The sequence below is a fragment of the bacterium genome (assembly GCA_016786595.1).
GTDB lineage: Bacteria > Bdellovibrionota_C > UBA2361 > SZUA-149 > JAEUWB01 > JAEUWB01.
This window is the reverse complement of sequence record JAEUWB010000030.1, coordinates 1-17,624: the sequence shown is the minus strand read 5'-3', so window position 1 is coordinate 17,624 and position 17,624 is coordinate 1. Positions and strand designations below refer to the sequence as shown.

Sequence of the window (17,624 nt, the reverse complement as noted above, 5' to 3'; positions counted from 1 at the left end):
CGGCGCTTACTGCTGCTGCAGCAGGAGTAAGAATCGCCAAGCACGGAAATTACGGGGTTTCATCTCAATGCGGCTCATCGAATGTCCTTGAAGCTTTGGGTCTTAAATTTCCAACCACGCAAAGTGAGGTTGAAGCCTCACTTGATAAGGCAGGCATAGCTTTCTTGCATGCACCGTATTTTCACCCGGCAATGAAAGCCTTTGCGCCGCTGCGTAAGGGCTTAGGCATGAAAACATTTTTTAACACCCTGGGTCCGATTGTTAATCCAGCGCGCCCGCAGACGAAACTTCTAGGCGTCAATTCTTTGGCTCTGCTAAGGCTTTATGGATTTTTACACGAAGGGGACCAGGACCAAAACGAGCACAGTAATTTTGCAATTGTACATTCGCTCGATGGCTATGATGAGATTTCACTAACAAGTCCCGTGCGGATTATTACTAAAGCAAAAGACTGTATTCTTGAGCCTGAGGATTTTCTGGCGACACGGATTAAGCCTGAAGAACTTGTGGCCGGCGAATCAATTGCCGCAAATGTTTCGGCATTTAAACGAATTATCTCCGGCCAAGCTTGTTTGGCAGAGATCAGTGTTATTTCTGCTAATGCGGGAATGTTAATTTCGTTAGCACAAAAAGTGGATTTACCTACAGGGATTTTGCGGGCACGCGAAGCCTTGCTGAGTGGCAAGGCGCAAAATATTTTGGAGAAATTAATTGGATGAATATTTTAGATCAGATTATTGACTCAAAGAAAACGTACCTTGCGCAACGTCGGGCTTTGTATCCAATTGCCTTGCTTGAAAAATCCATATATTTTTCCTCTCCCACAGTTTCGCTTTCGAGCTACTTGCAGCGTCCAGATAAGGTTGGAGTGATTGCTGAGATTAAACGTAGCTCACCATCAGCTGGGGTAATTAATCCGTATATTAATGTTGAAGAATTAGCGATTGGCTACATGCAGGCTGGTGCTTCTGCGCTTTCTGTTTTAACTGACACGCCCTTTTTTAATGGCAAAGATGAAGATTTAACTACCGCGCGTAAGTATAACTTCTGTCCAATTCTACGCAAAGATTTCATCATTGATGAATACCAAATTGTTGAAGCGAGATCCTTAGGGGCAGATGCAATTTTATTAATTGCCACTGTCTTGTCTGCTGCGGATACGCAGAGATTAGCTAAATTTGCACGTGCTTTAAACCTAGAAGTTATACTCGAAGTGCATGACGCTTGCGAAATTGAATCGCATTTAACCGACAATGTTTCGGTAATTGGGATTAATAATCGCGACTTAAGAACTAACCAGACTAAACTTGAAACTTCTTTTGAGTTGATTAGTTTATTGCCACAGGACTCGATTCGCATCAGTGAAAGTGGGATTAAGACTCCAGCTGATTTTTTGAAGCTCAAAGCAGCAGGTTTTCATGGTGCGCTGATTGGTGAAGTCTTTATGAAAGAGCCCATACCGCAGCAAGCTTGCAAGACATTCATTGCAGCAGTGTTAGAGGCCGGAAAAAATGAAAATTAAGATCTGTGGCCTCCAGCGTGCTGATCAAATCAAAAGCATTCTTGGCTTAGCTCCAGATTACATTGGATTAATTTTCGTTCCCGCATCTAAACGCTTTATTGGCGAAGATTTAAATATTCTCAGTGCTTTGCAAAGTAAGGTAGCGACTAGTGTTGTCGGTGTTTTTCAGTCACCTGAAATTGAATTTTTAACTGCAATGATTGGGCAATATCAACTTGATGCGGTGCAAATTTATCATTTAAATCCAAAACTTTTAGATACTCTGCGGACAAGCTTTCCTAAACTTGAAATTATCGAAGCGCGTAATGTTAAGGCACTGAGCGATTTGACTGATTCCAACGCGGACTTACTTTTGCTGGATAGTCAGGTTTCTGGCAGTGGTGAGGTTTTCGACTGGCAGCTGCTTGATGCTTATCGTGGCAATACTCCTTTTATGCTTGCTGGAGGGATTGCCCCCGAATTGATTCCGCAGATCAAGGAAACTTTTAAAAAGCATCCACGCTTTATCGGCATTGATTTGAATTCTAAACTTGAAGATGCACCCGGCACTAAAAATATAGAAAAGGTGAAAGCTGCAATAGCAGCAGGTAGACTATGATTAATTACCAGGCAGATGATCGGGGATTTTTTGGTAAATTCGGTGGAGCATATGTGCCCGAAATTTTACGCGCGGCTGTCGACCAAGTACTGCAGGGCTATCAAAATATTACTAATCAGGAAAATTTTAAGGCAGAACTACAAATTTTATTTCGAGATTATATTGGGCGCCCCAGTCCGCTATACTTTGCGTCGCGCTTAAGCAAGCATCTCGGTGCTCGGGTATTTTTAAAGCGCGAGGAATTAAATCATACGGGTTCGCATAAAATTAATAACGCGATTGGACAGACCTTACTTGCTAAATACATGGGCAAAAAGCGGATCATTGCTGAAACTGGCGCAGGGCAACATGGCGTGGCTACGGCGACAGCAGCAGCGCTGCTTAATTTCCCCTGTGAAGTTTATATGGGCGAGCTTGATGTCGCGCGCCAAGCACCCAATGTCGAGCGCATGCTGATGCTTGGCGCTAAGGTCCATCCAGTTGCAAGTGGCAGCCGCACACTGAAAGATGCAACCAATCAAGCGATCCGCGCTTGGATTAATGATCCCGATGAAACTTACTATGTGATCGGTTCTGTGGTTGGGCCACATCCCTATCCTGCGCTAGTTGCGAAATTTCAATCGGTCATTAGCGAAGAAATTAAGCAGCAGCTTAAAGAAAAAACTGGCACAGAATTACCAGATGTAGTGATAGCTTGCGTAGGTGGTGGCAGTAATGCAATTGGCGCATTTTATCATTTTCTAGATCAGCGCAGCGTGGAGTTAATCGGGGTAGAGGCGGCTGGTAGGGGACTTTCAACTGGAGAGTCTGCAGCAACACTTGCGCTTGGAAGTGAGGGGGTATTGCACGGAAGTCGCACAATTGTAATGCACAATCAAGATGGACAGATTCTGGAAACTCATTCTATTTCTGCGGGCTTGGATTACCCTGGAATTGGACCGCAACATGCACATTTACATGATACAGCCCGGGCTACTTACGTTTCAGCAACAGACGACGAAGCTTTAGCTGCAGCATTTGAATTATCAAAGCTTGAGGGCATTTTACCAGCACTTGAGCCAGCCCATGCGCTTGCTTATTTACTGCGGACTAAATGGGAAAGAAAAAGTGATGGTAGTGAGAAAACTATTGTATTAAATCTTTGTGGGCGAGGTGATAAGGATCTAGAGACTTATCGAAAATATCAACATGCACGAAATTAAATTAGATTTTTCAACGAATAAACTGCAGCAGCGGACATCCAGAGTTATCTTCTCTGACATGCTTGACGCATTGAATCAGCTTAAGCTTGAAATTAAGCCGATCTTTTTTATCGATCAGTCGATTGCCTCCATGTGCTCTAATTTAAAAGCACATGGTCAGATTGTGCCTATTCCCGGGGGGGAATCAATTAAGACACTGACCAATATTTCAATGCTTTATCAGAAGCTGATCGCGCATGACTATGGCCGCGATGCCTTAGTTGTTGGTGTGGGTGGTGGGGCAGTGCTTGATGCAGTTGGGTTTGTCGCTGCTACATTCCAACGTGGGGTGCGCCTGGGTTTTATTCCTACCACACTACTTGCTCAAGTTGATGCCAGTGTTGGTGGTAAAAATGGGGTTAACTTAGGTGTCGCTAAAAACCAAATTGGAACAATTTGGCAGCCGGAGTTTGTGATTTGCGATCAAAAGTTTTTGAATTCACTAAGCAATATTGAATATGTTAGTGGCTGTGCTGAGATGATCAAGGCCGGCCTAATTGCTGACCAGGATTACTTTAACCAATTGGAGAGCTCAGCTGCTAAAGTTCTCGCTCGCGACTATGAAACGCTGGCTTTGATGATCTCACGTGCTGTTGCGATCAAGGCTAAAGTTGTCCAAGCTGATGAAACGGAAGAGTCCTCACGAATGCTCTTAAATTTTGGACATACTCTAGGACATGCAATCGAGAAAGTTGATTGTATTCCCCACGGGCATGCAATTAGTATCGGGATGATGGCAGCTGCTAAGCTAGCAAAATCCAAAGGTTGTCTTTCCGAGTCTGACTTGGAGCGCGTCAAGAACATCTTAGATATCTATCGACTGCCTAGTGATCTTAAAGTCTTGAAGAAAGAATATGCAGAATTAATGCTTGCGGATAAAAAGCGCCGCGGCGATAAGATTAATTTAATTTTACTGGACGAGATTGGTAAGGCTCGGGTCGAGAAATTTCCAATTGCTATTGCAGAAGAGTTAATCCAATGCGCATTGGCATAAATCCAAGCACGATTTGCGGCGAATTAAGTGCGCCAGCTTCAAAGAGCATAATGCAGCGCGCAATTCTTGTTGCCGCATTAGCACACGGCAAAAGTGTGCTTGTAAATCCGTGCTACTCTGCAGATGCACTTGCTGCAATTGATATCGCCGTTGGACTTGGGGCGCATTTAGACTGTTTTGAGGACCGCGTAGAGATCGTGCCGACAAATAAACTCTATCGCCAGGAGTTTAATTGTGGTGAGTCGGGCTTATCTTTGCGGCTACTTACGGCGATTGCGGGCCTGTTTGATCAGCAAATTTTTATCACAGGTTCTGGATCCCTTAGAAAGCGTCCAATTGATTTAATTGAAAAACCCTTAACGGAGTTAGGTGTTAAGGTTAAAACCAATCAGGGGCTTTTGCCGGTGACAATTACTGGGCCAATTGTGAACAATCGAGTCACTGTAGATTGCTCTGTGACTTCGCAATTCTTATCTGGGCTTCTCACGGCGCTTCCCTTGGCTAAAGTCGATTCTGAGATTCAAGTTATTAATCTCAAAAGCAAGCCTTACGTCGATATTACCTTAGAGCTACTCAGATCTTTTGGCGCAGAGATTGAGGCTAACGCGGCTTGCACGCATTTTAAGATCAAAGGCAATCAGCGCTACCAAGCAAGGACATATACGCTTGAAGGTGATTGGTCGGGGGCGGCATTTCTTTTAGTAGCTGGTGCAGTAGCAGGTGAAATCAAGCTCAAAAATTTAAATCTTCAAAGTGAGCAGGGAGATAAAATCATTCTTGAGGTGTTGAAAATGGCCAAAGCCGGCGTGAAAATTTCAGAAACTGCAATTGAAGTTAGCAGCGGTGACTTAAGCGCTTTCGAATTTGATGCCACCGACTGCCCCGATTTATTCCCGCCACTTGTGGCACTTGCTCTTAATTGCCAAGGCACCTCGAGAATTAAAGGTGTGCATCGCTTAGCGCATAAAGAAAGTGACCGCGCTCAAGTGTTGGTTCAGGAATTCGCAAAGCTTGGTGCAACGCTTACAATTGAGCATGACTACCTTTGTATCCCAGCTAGTCGTCTTTCTGGGGCAGTAGTTTTGGCTCATGCTGACCATCGTATTGCCATGGCCTTAGCAGTAGCTGGGCTTAAAGCTTCAGGTTCGGTGGAAATTGATCAAGCTGAAAGCGTAGCCAAATCCTATCCAACGTTTTTTGATGATTTAAGGTCTTTAATGCATTAGTGCGGCCTGTTAGAGTTTCGCTATGAATTCATTTGGAAGAAATTTTCGAGTAAGTGTCTTGGGGGAATCTCACGGAGAGCTTGTGGGGATTTTAATTGATGGTTGCCCTCCTGGGATTCCTTTGAGTGTAGATGACTTTATGCCTGACTTGGAGCGTCGCCAAGCTAAGGGAGTTAAGGGGACTACGCCGCGTAAGGAGCAAGATATCCCGCTAATTCGTTCCGGATTTTTTCAAGGTAAAACTACGGGTGCACCGTTACTGATAGAATTTAAAAATGAAAACGTAAAATCTCAGGATTACGACAAAATTAAAAACACTCCGCGACCTGGACATGCTGACTTTGTTGCTTATAAAAAGTTTGGCGGTTTTAATGACTTTCGTGGCAGCGGGCATTTCTCGGGCAGACTTACGGCAGGAATTGTTGCCGCCGGAGTTGTTGCGAAGAAATTATTAAAACCAATTAAGATTGAAGCTAGGGTAATCGAAGTTTTTGGCAAAAAGGATATCGACCAAGCTATTGATCAAGCCTTAAACGAAGGCGACTCAGTCGGCGGGATTGTTGAGTGTCGCGTGAGTGGCCTTTCTGTTGGATTGGGTGAGCCCTTTTTTGATTCTGTCGAATCGCTCCTAGCGCATGCAATTTTTGCAATTCCTGCAACTAAGGGCATTGAATTTGGCGCTGGCTTTGCTTGCGCCAAGATGAAAGGCAGTGCTTTTGGTGATGAAATTACTGATGCCTCGGGTCATACAAGCACCAATCATTCTGGCGGTATCAACGGTGGCATCACTAACGGCAATGAGCTTATCTTTCGTGTGGCAGTAAAGCCCACTTCTAGTATTAAAAAAGAAAAGAACACAATCGACATGCAATCTGGCGACAAGACAACAATCTCAGTTCAAGGCCGCCACGACGCATGCATTGCACTGCGCGTGCCCGTTGTGGTTGAAGCGATGACAGCAATCGTCTTAGCCGACTTAGCTTCACAATTAAATTAAATATTGTCATCGTTGGTGAACAGTTGAGAAATTTCATTTTAGTTAATTAACAAAGATGAATTTATTATCAAGATTAAGAGGAAACTTTTAACTATGACTAAAGCTAAATTCAATGTAGCTAAGAAGCAATTCATCCAAGCATTTTGCCGTTTAAAGACCCCTAAAGAAACCAACGAATTTCTGAGCGATCTGCTTAGTCGCGTGGAGTTAGAGGAATTTACGCGACGGTTCTTAGCCGCCAGACGGCTGAATGAAGGCCGCACCTACCTCGAAGTTTCCCGGGAAACAGGACTTAGCTCGACCACTGTTGCCAGGGTATCAAAATGTGTGCAAAGGAAGAACAGTGGTTATAAGTTAGTACTTTCACGATTTTAAAGTGCAGATTGTCCAACTCAAATATTTTTAAAATTAAACCGCATGTGATGCACTATAACTGGGGAAAAGTTGCCTCAGGCCTAGCCTTTGAACTTTCCCCAACACAAGACCGGAGCAGGCCAACGGCTGAACTATGGTACGGCGCGCACCCTAAAGGGCCAGCTACAATTGTTAATCAAGACTCAGAGGCCGCTTTAACCTGCGAATTGCCTTATCTCTTTAAAATTTTATCTGTGGCTCAAGCACTTTCGGTTCAGACTCACCCGACGAAAAAACTTGCCCGCATTTTGCATTACAGTAATCCAGTTGAATATCCAGATGACCGTGAAAAGGTTGAACTCGCAGTAGCGCTGACTCCTGTAAGACTTTTAGCGGGTTTTATTTCTAGAGCAGAACTTGACAGGCGCCTCCAAGAAACTCCCGAGCTCGACAAACTTCTTTCTGCGAGAAGTAATGGAGCTAACGTTGCAGATTTATTTTCAGAACTCTTAAAAACTGGTTCGGAGCAAATTAATCGCTATGCTCAATTTTTTCTAAAAGAATGGGATTTAACACCCGGAGAGGCAATCGTGATTGAACCGGGCCTGGTGCACGCCTATCTTTCTGGAGATTTAGTGGAGCTGATTACAAACTCTGACAACGTGATCAGACTAGGACTAACTGAGAAATTCATTGATGTGCCTGCGTATGAGAAGTTACGTAGTGAGCTGCAATCGGAAGTTCGACCTGCTATTTTAAAGGGGCAAGCAATAAGTAGTAACGATGACTCGATAAGCGCATTAAAGTATGATTCAATACGAGCGGGCTTAAGCCTTCGAATATATAAAGGCACAGGACTATTAACTCTCAATGCATCGAGTAGGGATTTATTGGTCATTCTCGAGGGCTCTGCTAATCTTGAAAATCTTGAATTAAAGCCAGGTGATGGCTGCCTTATGAACCCCGTATTGGGAAATCCGCAGTCGAGTGTTGCTAAAATTCATCTACACAATGCAACGGTATTTCATTCTACAGCGGATAGATGATGATCTACATTCTTTTGTTGAGTTTCTAACACGAGCTGGAATAAAGTCCTTGCCGTTACGTCAGTAGTCCGAGGATTTTCCTCAGACTTAGAACAAGGAGAAAATTATATGCGTAAGTTAGCTGCAGTTTCTGCACTTAGTATTTCGTTGGCTGGTATTGCATTAGCAGATACACCTCCAACAACAACTACAAGCCCAACTCATACAACCACAGCTGCGACAGCAACTGTTACAACGAGCACTACAAAAATCGGTTATGACGGTTATTGCCCAGTTGCTTTTCAAAAAATGAATCAAGCTTACAAGGGAAAGCCTGAATTTAGCACGACCTACCAAGGCAGCACCTATTACTTTGGCACTGCTGAAGCCAAGAAAATGTTTGATGCAAGTCCTACAACTTATTTAGCGCAATTTAACGGTTGGGATGCTTATGAGTTAGCCACTGGCAAGCAAGTTGCTGGTAATCCAACAATCTTTTGGAGTAACGAGGGTAAAACTTACTTCTTCTCATCTACTGCTAATCGCGATGCCTTTGGGAAAAATGCTGCAAATTATTTGACAATGGCAAGTTCTCAATGGACAAAGTTTTCAGCGATGACAGCTTCTAGCGAGGCGATGAAGTCTGCAAATACTGCGACAAAAACAGCAATGGATCAAGCAACTGCGACAATGAATGCTGCAAATGACGCCATGAAAGCTGCTACGACTACAACTGGAATGAACTAAATCAACCATAAATGTTTGATTTTAACGGCCTAGCTCGAAAGAGTTAGGCCGTTTTTGTTGATAAAGCTCAAAAAAATCCTATATAATGCGGGTAAGCGCTTAAGGCAGCAAACTTGCCTTTTTAAGCCATAACAAGAATGTAGCTGTGCTTTGCGTTTAATTCACAGGCAGCCTACTGAGGCCAATTTGAAGTCGGTTTGGAGTATTATCATTATTGTCTTTACTGTGGTGTTACCACGGCAAATTGTTAGTGCTCAAGATTTAACAAATCTTGGAGGAGAACTTTCAACCGATCTAACTGGTCATAATGCGATTCAAGTCGTTGCCCCAAATGTCACAGACGAAATACGTCGGACAAAGCAGCTCACAGGGTTTTCAGTCTTTCATCGGATCGTTACCAGAGAGCAGGGTTTGGGGTCGCGTTTTGTAAACGCTTCTTGTGGCGGATGTCATTTGCAAAACGGAAAGGGGTCACTGAGTTTTAATGGGCGCAATAATGCACTCGATCTTGGCAGTTCGATGGTGATCAAGGTTAGCCTTAAGGGCCGAGAGCGTGATGGTGGTGCGAAGAAAGTTCCTGGAATTGGCACGCAAATACAAGATCAACGTGTTGATGGCCGAGCAAAGTATGATATTAAACTTAAGTGGGAGTATATTTCGGGAAAATACCCTGACGGCACGCGTTTTAAACTTCGCAAACCAAAACTAAGTTTTAAAATACCTGGAATTCGTAGTAGCAGATTGCGTCATTCGCTGAGGATGAGCCCACTTTTGATTGGGCTTGGCTTGCTTGAGTTTATTCCGGAAGAAACAATTCTTGCTCTAAGTGACCCGACAGACAGTAATGGAGATGGCATTTCGGGAAAACCAAATTACATTCCTGATGTGAGAACTGGAAATTTTTCTCTCGGTCGATTTGGATTTAAAGCTTCTGCGCCCACAGTCGAACAACAGACGGTAGCTGCCTTGTTGCTGGATATGGGGATTAAGAGTTCGTTACTAAATGGCGCGGCAAGTGCTGAAATTTCTGACGATGAACTAGATAGGCTTACTGTCTATCAGCAAATTCCTGGCGTGCCCAAAGCACGTAACCAAGATGATCCAACGGTTCAGTTAGGCAAAAGTCTCTTCCAGTCAATTGGCTGCGCAGATTGTCACAAGATGACTTTGCAGACTAGCCCAGATGCTCCAGTTGAGCTTGCCAACCAAACGATTCATCCTTTTACTGATTTGCTCTTGCACGATATGGGGCCGAGTTTGTCTGATAATCGCCCCGACTACAGTGCGAATGGGTCGGAGTGGCGCACGACTCCACTTTGGGGATTAGGATTTAGCGAAATGCTTGCTAATGAATCAGGAATTTCGGCACGCTTTATGCACGACGGGCGCGCCCGTTCAATTGAAGAAGCAATCCTCTGGCACGGTGGAGAATCGAGCCGCTCGCGGACGAATTTTAAGAATTTACCTGCCAACCAGCGGGCAGCCGTGATTCAGTTCTTGAAATCGTTATAGTGCTCTAAGGAGTAGTTTTAGTAGAGCTACTTACACTCGTTTGCTGATCAGTTTTTCTAAAGCAGGGGAAACTAAGTCCCAAAACGCACGTTCCTGATCGCCAACCCCGGCATGAAAGCGTATACGGTGCCTCAGAATAAATGGCGTAAGCGTTTTCACATCATCCTCGGAGACGTAGTCGCGACCTTGAACAATTGCCCAAGCACGCAGCGCGCGCTTAAACATTAAAGCCGCACGAGTTGAAGCACCAAATTGGACCAAGGGGCTTTTACGACTGTCCTGAACAATTTCGACAATTGTTTGCAGGATTGGATCAATCAGGGCTACAGCTTCACTTGCTTTACGCGCTTCAAGAATTTCTTCGCGCCTGACTACTGCAGTAACATGTCTAGCATCATCCGTGATTTGCTCAGCATCTTGTAGAATTTCAAGCTCCGTATTGGCATCCACGTAGCGCATCGGGATTTTGAGTAAAAAGCGGTCGAGTTGAACTTGCGGGAGTGGGTAGGTGCCAGCAAAATCAAGCGGGTTCTGCGTGCCGATTACAAAAAATAGCTCATCCAGTGGGTAAGTTGTGCCATCGATTGAGACTTGGCGTTCAGCCATACACTCCAGAAATGCAGCTTGGACTTTAGGTCCCGTGCGGTTGATTTCATCGGCCAGGACGATATGTGCAAAAACTGGTCCTGGTTGAAAACGAAATGTTGCCGACTTAGGTTCAAAGACGTTTACGCCAAGAACATCTGAAGGGAGAAGATCTGGGGTGAATTGCACACGGCGAAATTGAGCAAAAGGAGTTTCGTGGCTGGAAAAGTTAGCTTTGCAGTCAATCGAATTTCCGAGCGTTTTGGCGAGAGTTGTTTTCCCGCTACCAGGATAATCCTCTAAGAGTGCGTGGCCATCTGCGATTAAGGCAGTGAGTAATAATTTAATTGTATCATCGCGGCCGCGAATGATCTTTTTCAGTGAATTTTCTAGTGTTGCTACAACGCGAATTGCTTGTTCGATGCAAAAACTTCGTGTTGTTTGATCTTGATTGGGATGTGGTGCATGCATAGGAACTAATTGAGTATATAAAATTGTTTAATATTTTAATATATAAATCTTAAAGATGAAAAATATCTCAAGATTCCTTGCTTTTGTCACTTTATTTCCAAGTTTTGCAGATGCCGTCGATAAAGATCAGTATTCGCTTTTTAAACCTACGCCTCAAGCGGAAATGCGCGACATGACAGGAGATGATATTACCGAAGCTGCACAGACGGTCGATGCGGGTCATTTCCAGTTTGAGTGTAATTTCTTCGAGTATGGATTCAGTGATCGCCCCGGCGACTCTGAGACTAAGCGCTTCACCGCAGTTCCTTCATTGCTCAAGATTGGGTTAACAAATGACACGGAATTACAGCTGGGGTTTACTCCGTATTCAATCGAAAGCGAAAGATTAAACTCCGCATTTGAAAAAGGCCCCTGGAGCGACATTGAGGGGCCAAGTAAAATGTCGACACGCGCTAAAATGAATCTATTTGGTAACGACGAAGGCCGTACGGCTCTTGGAATTGTGACTTCTGTTTCCTTTCCAATTACTCGAAGCGATGTGGATAATCATTACCTCGAAGGTGGGGCAGCCTTGCTTTATGGCATGGAAATTAATGCTGCGAATTACTTGGCCACAATGCTTGCGCTGGACCTGTCGCATCATGCTGAAGATGGCCATGAGTTGGGGACTCTGCATTCGGCTTCACTTACAACATCGATCTCAGAAAAGATTGATATTTACCTCGAATATGCAGGATATTATTCCGATAGCGAGCTTGAACCCTACATCAATAGTGGAGTTACCTGGCTTGTGAATTCTGAAGTGATGATTGACTTTTTAGGTCTCAAAGTTGGCTTAAATGACAATGCTGAGGATATCGTCTTTTTTACAGCTGGTGTTTTTCGCTATTAAGTCCGGAGCATGTTTTATAACAACTGTTCACGACTTGCCGGGTCGGTTTTGTGTGAAAAAATCTCTTCGAGTGCATTGTTGATAAAACGTGCGCGATCTGCGCGTGTATCTTGCACGGTATCGGCAACAGATACGAGCACGCGTCCCGCTTGACGATCTTCAAGTTGCACAGTCAAAATAATGTCTTGATCTCCTGAGCTTTCACTAAAACGTAAATCGAAGCGTGAATTCTCATTTTGCTTAATAAATCTACGACTCGTGATTTTACTTACAAGTGTTTCCAGTAAGTCACTTGATTTTTCTGGAATTAAAACTCTGACTGGCAGCTTTAAGTCTAGTGATCGAATTGAAGCAGGGGCAAGTAAAAATAATTGCTCAACTAGTGGGTAGTCGCTTGTATCGGGGAAGTGACCAAACCAGCGGGAGTCTTTACGGACTTTAATAATCTGAGCGATCACAGTGGCGCGCATTAGGCGATCAAAGGGCCGAAGTTGATTTAAGATTTCAGTTAGCTTTTCTTCTGCGCGTGCCGTCTTTCCGTGGGCAATTTCATTCATTAAAAGATAAAAACGGTAATATATTTTAGCTTGAGCACGCTTGTCCAAATCTTCAATACGCGCAATGCGTCGGGCAAAAGCTCGTCGCGGAAACCCCGCAGTTAATTCACCCAGTGTCGGGTATTCAAGCATCGAGTCAGTGTTGCGGATTGACAAATCCTCGAAGTCTTCTAATTCCTCAATCGCAATGGTACGAGCGCGTCGAAATAGCCACCAAGAGCGTAGCCGTCTTTCCATGTTTTCGACAAATGCATAGGCCCAGGAAGAAATGCTCGGGTAGGCACGATCTTTACTGGCGGCAAGATAGTCCCGATTAACTTGAGCTGCCGCAATTGTTGCCGCAAAGCGTAAGTCATTCTCATTTGTGCCGATTTTACCAAACCACTGTTCGCGTTCGCGTGCTTTCTCGATTTCGGCTAGGGCTTGATCGAGTTGCCCTGAGTGCAGAGCAATTCTGCCACGCTGTAGAGCAATTAACCCGCGGTGCTCTGTATCGGCTTTGTCACCTTGAGCCTTAAAGCAAGCCTCAAAATCATTCAACGCGCGCTTTGCCTGCAGCAAGCGCAATTCATCGGTAAAAAGAATTGCAGAGTTTAAGCTTGGTAAAATATGTTCACAGCCATCGGAGAAAGAAAGCGCGTTACGCCAGGCACCTTCGGCTTCTTCATCACGAAAAAGTTCACGGTAGACTTCGCCGGCATTGTTAAGTGGAGTAGCCGGTTGACCCAGGCTACCCAGAGCTTTTTCAGCTTCAAGCGCCTGGGCAAAAGCGTCAAGTGAAAGCTCGCGCGTATCTTTAACCGAAAATAGTATGCCTAAAATATTAAATGTTCTTCCGGGTTCTGCGCCACGTAAGATTCCTGCTTGTGCGACTTTAATCGCTTCATCGACACGCTTGAGTTTAAGTAAGACCCAGGCTTTGGTGCCGGGCAAAGAATCCCTCCAATAACGAGATTCGAAATTCTCAATAATTTCTAGCGATTTTTGATATTGATCTAAATTCAAGAATCCTTCAGCTAGTAAATATAAAAGATTGGCGTGATCTTTCCAGCGTTCTGGATTCTTAATATTCCCCTTGCCGTCGCTATAAAGCGCATTAAAGATTTGCTCCGCATTCTTTAAATATTTAAGTGCCAGGCGAAAATGCCCAACTTGAGCCAGATAGTATTCTCCCAGATACATCTGCGGGCGAAAATCGTTCGGCGCAACTTCTGCTGCCTTAAGTAGTTTATTACGTGCATCAATTGGGCGCTTAGCTACGAAAAGTTCTGCAGCTTGTTCAATTAACTGTTCGACATCAGAAGATTCCTCGAGATTCTCGATTGCAGGAGTCAGTGCAGTCTGTGCTCCGCTAAATTGCGCGTAGCAACTCCAAGATAGGATCGCAACTGCCATCATTGCCACGCGGAGTTTATCCTGAGTGTAGCCGAAGGGATCGCAATGACGAAAAAATGTTAACTTTACCATTTCGAAATCCTCAGAAATGATAAGGGGCTGAAAAAGGAGAGGGCGCGTTTAAATCGATCGCGTTTGCGTTCATACGAATTAAGCGATTCTTTGACTAAGGCATCAGTGTTCGTGATTTCAATTTGAGTCTCCAGTGCCTGATATTTCACTCGCTCATGCGCGCGGGCTAATCTTTCAAGACTAAATTGCTCTTCCTCGGATAGACGCTTGGCAAATTCAAGTCTCGTTTCTCCGCAATCTCTAAATTTCCCCAAATCTGCAGCTAGTAAGGATAGCGATCGATGCGCCAGTTCAACTTTTTTACGCGGGTCGCTCGTAAATTTCCAGGCAAATCGTAAGTATCCTTTGGCGATCACAAACAGGCTGGCAAGTAATAAAACTGTAATAAGTAAGAATTTTGTATTTAGTAAGGACTGACCAATCTCGTCATCGAGTGATTGATTGGAAGCTTCGCTTTTACCTGGAGGAAAATTTGCCTTAATCGGATCAATTTTACTCATTAAATCTTCAAGTAGTTTTTCATCCGGCACTAAGGTCGGTTCATTTTCTGCTCTTGCAGGTTGAATATCAAACACTGCCCAGCCGTAACCTTGGATGTAAACTTCGGGCCAAGCATGGCGGTCACCGAGCTGCAGTAAGATGTGCCCATCTTTGGCGTAAGACAAGTCGGTTAAATAACCAGTGCCGATTCGAGCAGGAATGCTTGCGAGGCGTAGTAAGTAAACTGCAGCGTGGGCGAAATGTACGCAGTAGCCGCGCTTTTCTTGTGCAAAGATATAAGGAGCAACGGCATCGCCATTTGCTGGTACAGTATGATTAGGCTGACGTGTATAAATGCTTTCTTGGGAGAGGTAGCGCGTGATTGCTAAAGTTTTCTCCACGTCATTTTCCAAGCCCTCGGTCAGAAGCTTTGAAAGCATGGCATAGCGTAAGTCTTCCCCAAATTCATCCAGCACTGGTGTAGCAGAATCAGTCGCTGGAAGTTCGAAGCGTTTTAAGCTTTTGCTTCCTGGAGCGCGCAAATAATGATCCCAGATTAATTTGCTCCAACTCGAATCGCCGCTAGCAGAGTCAATTAACGTTTCCGGGTTAACGTGTGGCGCTAAGGAAGTTACTTGATATGCAAGTAAAAATTTCTTTGGGTCGGGGTTACCCAGGGCACGGATTGAAGTGGGGTAATCAATACCGAAGGGGGCTTGATGTTCTGCCAGTAGGAAAATAGACTGCACGATTTCTGTGCGATTCTTTTCGTCGTCGTAATTATTTTTCCCAATCGTTGTGTAGGGCTCTCCAGGTTTAATGCGCGGAACATCGCGATCGTAATCAGGCGATGCTAGAACCAATTCATGGCCATTAAACTCCGATAGTGAGCCTTCGCGGAAGTAGAGCATTGGAGCAGTTGGGTTATCACGGTAATCTGATTCGAAGCGCACGAGGGCGGCGGGTTGTTTGGTTTTTCCGACTGCTGAGTGAAATCCTAAATTGCTGTCGCCTTCCTTGTTTTGATCGCGTCCTACCCCTTCGGAACTCCGATCCATTTCTTGGGCGTAGCTTTGCTTGATGTTGTTTGCCAAAAGCGCTAGGCAGCTCAGTAACAGCAGCGTAATCAGAATACTTGCCAGGGGTTGAAGTTTGCCGCGCTTAGCGACTGGATTTAAGCAATTAAACAGGGCGCGCCGATGAGAACTGATCGCATAAGTCGTAATTATGGTTGTGGCAATCGCCCCCAAGATTAGAAAAAGCCACTCTGGGGCAATGCCAAAATACCAGGAAAGTTCCCCAATGCGTTTTGGCGCGTCAAGTTGGTACTGGCGATGACCAGCTAAGAGCCAGATGATTAAAGAACTAGCCACGAACATTTCTACTGTATCGGTGAGTTGTTTTGTCCAAAAAAGCCATGTTGATATATGTGCCAGGCAATAGCTGAAAAGGATTAAGTCGAGATGACTACCAATTCTATAGGTGAAAAAATCATTTGCAGGCTTAGTGCTGGGCAGCAAATAACTCGTCAGAAAAATACCTAAATAAAGAATTGCAACTATTGCGCCATGCAGTGCTAAGCTGCCCTTGAGTTTTACTCCTCTGGCAAGGAGAACCCCTGCGGAAATTATGCCACTGCAGGTTGCCAAGCTAAGCAGCAGGTTTGAAGTTCCAAGATCGGATGCTTTGGCGACAAAATACAGTAGACAAATTGCCCCAATGCAGCGCAGGGTCTGGAGCAGCAAAAAGCGCTTTGCATGATCTGCATTTTCAAGGGGATTTAGTGCCAAGCTGAGTCTCTCCGCGCTACCTGCTTTTCTAATTGCTGGTTCTGTGCCGATTCGCAAATAATTAATTGTGCCCCGGCATTGGTGATTTGTTGGGCAGTTTTTGCTTGCTGTTTAGGCCTCTCTACTTGGTAGCTAAGTGGTAAAATCCTATGCAGAGTGCTGGGTAAATTTTTAAGTATGAAATTGGTTCCGGAGCTATGCGGTAAAGCGCCCTTTTTGATTAGAGCGACGCTTAACTTGGTGCTGGCTTGAGTGCTAGCGCCGACTTGTGAGCTAATATTCGTAAACCAATTCGCTCTTTCTTCTGGGCCAAAAATAATTATCCGTTCCGGGAGTTTTTTCTGATTTGTTAATTCTCGAAGATATTCAGCGAAAGATTCCCCAGAGCCGCAAGTTCGCTCAAAGACATAATTGATTAGTAGTTCATAAACTTGTTCACTGGTCTTAGAGTTGAGTCCAGACTTAACCAAGGGGAGCGTATTAGCCGCGACATCGGTGCCAAGTAGGCATTCAACTTGGGCGAGGCGTAGTTGCTCCAGATAGGACATAAATGCGCCGACAACGTAGTCTTCATCTTTGTTGGCGACTACAAAAACCGCTACTTCTCCTTCGGGGAACAGCGCCGGCTCGGGTTGACGTACGAATAACTCGCCCGAGCGAGCATAGGTCTTCCATAGTAATCTACGCACACCGTCACTCGGCGCGTAAGGTTTAATGTCGAAATGCTCACCGCTACGCTCGCGAGTATCTTCGGGAGTGTCTCCTTCTTGTGATTGAGAGAAGGCGATCGGTAAACTTGGGATTGGTTTTTGCGCGGCGATAATTTTGAACTCGCTTGGAGTATACACCTTCCAGCTTTGCTGAGTTAAGCCGAGTCGATCACGCAAGGAGATGCGTAGATGATCAACTGTCCATTTGCCGCGATGCGGGAAATGGATTTTGCCTGTCAGATTTTGTCGTTGGTAGCGTCCGCGTAAGATGAAAGTTGGAGTTGCTAGTGGATGGATAAAGCTTGGCTTAATTTCTAGACAATAAAATGGCGGGACATTGGTATGGCGAATCGAAATCGTAAACTCAACATCTGATCGAGCTATTCGAGTTTGCTCCTGGCCAAGAACTGTCAGCTCGACTCGTGACTTAAAGTATAATCGGGCCAGTAGAGTTAA

At 44.7% G+C, this 17,624-nt stretch carries 16 protein-coding genes; 12 read left to right on the top strand and 4 right to left on the bottom strand.

Translation table 11 applies throughout. From position 1 onward, the window contains the following. The 11 genes from trpD to JNK13_04845 form a co-directional block, all read left to right on the top strand. Positions 1–719, top strand: a 719-nt coding sequence (trpD, locus tag JNK13_04895; GenBank protein ID MBL7662074.1) for an anthranilate phosphoribosyltransferase, incomplete at its 5' end; no start/stop codon positions are given. Further along, complete coding sequence (trpC, locus tag JNK13_04890) at positions 716–1,522, top strand: indole-3-glycerol phosphate synthase TrpC (GenBank protein MBL7662073.1); 807 nt, start codon at positions 716–718, stop codon at positions 1,520–1,522. The genes trpD and trpC, both read left to right, overlap by 4 nt. After that, positions 1,512–2,120 (top strand): phosphoribosylanthranilate isomerase, encoded by a 609-nt coding sequence (locus JNK13_04885; GenBank protein ID MBL7662072.1) that lies wholly within the window; start codon positions 1,512–1,514, stop codon positions 2,118–2,120. Before trpC ends, JNK13_04885 begins: the two co-directional genes overlap by 11 nt. Next, on the top strand, positions 2,117–3,322 hold the full coding sequence (gene trpB, locus JNK13_04880) for a tryptophan synthase subunit beta (GenBank protein ID MBL7662071.1): 1,206 nt from the start codon (positions 2,117–2,119) through the stop codon (positions 3,320–3,322). Before JNK13_04885 ends, trpB begins: the two co-directional genes overlap by 4 nt. After that, positions 3,309–4,355, top strand: coding sequence for a 3-dehydroquinate synthase (aroB, locus tag JNK13_04875; GenBank protein MBL7662070.1), 1,047 nt, complete (start codon positions 3,309–3,311; stop codon positions 4,353–4,355). The genes trpB and aroB overlap by 14 nt, the downstream gene beginning before the upstream one ends. Next, positions 4,340–5,581, top strand: a complete 1,242-nt coding sequence (gene aroA / locus JNK13_04870; protein MBL7662069.1) for a 3-phosphoshikimate 1-carboxyvinyltransferase — start codon at positions 4,340–4,342, stop codon at positions 5,579–5,581. Before aroB ends, aroA begins: the two co-directional genes overlap by 16 nt. Positions 5,582–5,603: 22 nt before the next feature. Beyond that, positions 5,604–6,578 carry a chorismate synthase gene (locus JNK13_04865; GenBank protein MBL7662068.1) on the top strand — a complete coding sequence of 325 codons (975 nt, stop codon included), beginning with the start codon at positions 5,604–5,606 and terminating at the stop codon, positions 6,576–6,578. Between the two features lie 93 nt (positions 6,579–6,671). Further along, positions 6,672–6,953, top strand: a complete 282-nt coding sequence (locus JNK13_04860) for a TrpR-related protein YerC/YecD (GenBank protein ID MBL7662067.1) — start codon at positions 6,672–6,674, stop codon at positions 6,951–6,953. Positions 6,954–6,961: 8 nt separating this feature from the next. Then, positions 6,962–7,978, top strand: a complete 1,017-nt coding sequence (locus tag JNK13_04855) for a class I mannose-6-phosphate isomerase (protein ID MBL7662066.1) — start codon at positions 6,962–6,964, stop codon at positions 7,976–7,978. A gap of 108 nt (positions 7,979–8,086) precedes the next feature. Then, entirely contained in the window at positions 8,087–8,704 is a 618-nt protein-coding gene (locus JNK13_04850) for a hypothetical protein (protein MBL7662065.1), read from the top strand. A gap of 186 nt (positions 8,705–8,890) precedes the next feature. Then, positions 8,891–10,216 carry a thiol oxidoreductase gene (locus tag JNK13_04845; GenBank protein ID MBL7662064.1) on the top strand — a complete coding sequence of 442 codons (1,326 nt, stop codon included), beginning with the start codon at positions 8,891–8,893 and terminating at the stop codon, positions 10,214–10,216. Positions 10,217–10,246: 30 nt separating this feature from the next. Here JNK13_04845 and JNK13_04840 read toward each other — a convergent pair whose 3' ends face one another. Then, positions 10,247–11,272, bottom strand: a complete 1,026-nt coding sequence (locus tag JNK13_04840; GenBank protein MBL7662063.1) for an AAA family ATPase — start codon at positions 11,270–11,272, stop codon at positions 10,247–10,249. A gap of 55 nt (positions 11,273–11,327) precedes the next feature. On the opposite strand from JNK13_04840, the gene JNK13_04835 reads away from it, so the two are divergent. Next, complete coding sequence (locus JNK13_04835; GenBank protein MBL7662062.1) at positions 11,328–12,164, top strand: hypothetical protein; 837 nt, start codon at positions 11,328–11,330, stop codon at positions 12,162–12,164. A 14-nt stretch (positions 12,165–12,178) separates the two neighbouring features. On the opposite strand, the gene JNK13_04830 is transcribed toward JNK13_04835, so the two are convergent. The 3 genes from JNK13_04830 to JNK13_04820 all read right to left on the bottom strand — a co-directional run. Beyond that, positions 12,179–14,188, bottom strand: coding sequence for a hypothetical protein (locus tag JNK13_04830; GenBank protein ID MBL7662061.1), 2,010 nt, complete (start codon positions 14,186–14,188; stop codon positions 12,179–12,181). Next, a complete protein-coding gene (locus tag JNK13_04825) occupies positions 14,182–16,458 on the bottom strand; it encodes a transglutaminase domain-containing protein (protein ID MBL7662060.1) in 2,277 nt (758 codons plus the stop codon). The genes JNK13_04830 and JNK13_04825 overlap by 7 nt, the downstream gene beginning before the upstream one ends. Further along, a partial coding sequence (locus JNK13_04820; GenBank protein ID MBL7662059.1) for a DUF58 domain-containing protein occupies positions 16,449–17,624 on the bottom strand: 1,176 nt, incomplete at its 5' end. The genes JNK13_04825 and JNK13_04820, both read right to left, overlap by 10 nt.

Bases quoted from the DNA above. Each gene is read 5' to 3' on its own strand.
- aroB (MBL7662070.1), top strand. From the start codon at position 3,309: ATGCACGAAATTAAATTAGATTTTTCAACGAATAAACTGCAGCAGCGG.
- trpB (MBL7662071.1), top strand. From the start codon at position 2,117: ATGATTAATTACCAGGCAGATGATCGGGGATTTTTTGGTAAATTCGGT.
- JNK13_04830 (MBL7662061.1), bottom strand. From the start codon at position 14,188: ATGGTAAAGTTAACATTTTTTCGTCATTGCGATCCCTTCGGCTACACT.
- aroA (MBL7662069.1), top strand. From the start codon at position 4,340: ATGCGCATTGGCATAAATCCAAGCACGATTTGCGGCGAATTAAGTGCG.
- JNK13_04835 (MBL7662062.1), top strand. From the start codon at position 11,328: ATGAAAAATATCTCAAGATTCCTTGCTTTTGTCACTTTATTTCCAAGT.
- trpC (MBL7662073.1), top strand. From the start codon at position 716: ATGAATATTTTAGATCAGATTATTGACTCAAAGAAAACGTACCTTGCG.
- JNK13_04860 (MBL7662067.1), top strand. From the start codon at position 6,672: ATGACTAAAGCTAAATTCAATGTAGCTAAGAAGCAATTCATCCAAGCA.
- JNK13_04885 (MBL7662072.1), top strand. From the start codon at position 1,512: ATGAAAATTAAGATCTGTGGCCTCCAGCGTGCTGATCAAATCAAAAGC.
- JNK13_04865 (MBL7662068.1), top strand. From the start codon at position 5,604: ATGAATTCATTTGGAAGAAATTTTCGAGTAAGTGTCTTGGGGGAATCT.
- JNK13_04850 (MBL7662065.1), top strand. From the start codon at position 8,087: ATGCGTAAGTTAGCTGCAGTTTCTGCACTTAGTATTTCGTTGGCTGGT.
- JNK13_04840 (MBL7662063.1), bottom strand. From the start codon at position 11,272: ATGCATGCACCACATCCCAATCAAGATCAAACAACACGAAGTTTTTGC.